Annotated in this window: 1 protein-coding gene; it reads right to left on the bottom strand. The window is 75.9% G+C overall.

Going from position 1 to position 734, the window contains the following annotated elements; translation table 11 throughout:
• Positions 1-31: 31 nt before the first annotated feature.
• Positions 32-625 carry an isochorismatase family protein gene (locus FOE67_RS27550; protein WP_182667527.1) on the bottom strand — a complete coding sequence of 198 codons (594 nt, stop codon included), beginning with the start codon at positions 623-625 and terminating at the stop codon, positions 32-34.
• Positions 626-734: the final 109 nt, after the last annotated feature.

The following is a 734-nucleotide window of genomic DNA, read 5'->3' as shown; positions in this document are numbered from 1 at the left end:
CGTCCCCGCCCGGCGACGGGCCCCGCCGGGCTCAGCCGGTGGTGACCACGGGGGTGCCGGTGAGTTCCACCCCGGCCTCCCGCATCTCCTCCAGCGCCCGTTCCACCGTGGCCGGGGCCACACCGGCGGTGAGGTCGAGCAGCACCCGGGTCCGGAAGCCCTCCCGGGCGGCGTCCAGCGCGGTGGCCCGCACGCAGTGGTCGGTGGCGATGCCGACCACGTCCACCTCGGTCACCCCGCGGGCCCGCAGCCAGTCCGCCGGGCCGGTGCCGTTCTCGTCCGTGCCCTCGAAACCGCTGTAGGCGGCGGAGTAGGCCCCCTTGTCGAAGCAGGTCTCCACGGTGCCGGCGGTGACGGCGGGGGCGAAGTTGGGGTGGAAGCCGACGCCCTCGGTGCCGGCCACGCAGTGCGGCGGCCAGGAGTCGGTGAAGTCCGGGGCGTCCGAGAAGTGGTCCCCGGGGGAGATGTGGTGGTCGCGGGTGGCGACGATGTGGCGGTAGCCCGGACCGGCGGCGCCGATCAGGTCCGTGATGGCGGCGGCCACGGCGGCACCGCCCTTCACGGCCAGGCTGCCGCCCTCGCAGAAGTCGTTCTGCACGTCGACGACGATCAGGGCGCGGTGCATGGTTGCGGACCTCGTTTCCTCTCGTGCGGGCCCGGTGGGCGGGCCGGTGGTTCCGGCCGATCGGGCCCGGCTGTTCCGGGTGCCGCCCGCCCCGCGGGGCGGGTGGGCG

The organism is Streptomyces calidiresistens, from assembly GCF_014141525.1.
Classification (GTDB): domain Bacteria; phylum Actinomycetota; class Actinomycetes; order Streptomycetales; family Streptomycetaceae; genus Streptomyces; species Streptomyces calidiresistens.
The sequence above is the reverse complement of the archived record's forward strand: the minus strand, read 5'-3'. Positions and strand labels throughout refer to the sequence as shown.

Coding starts and splice junctions, on each gene's coding strand:
- FOE67_RS27550 (WP_182667527.1), bottom strand. CDS start 625: ATGCACCGCGCCCTGATCGTCGTCGACGTGCAGAACGACTTCTGCGAG.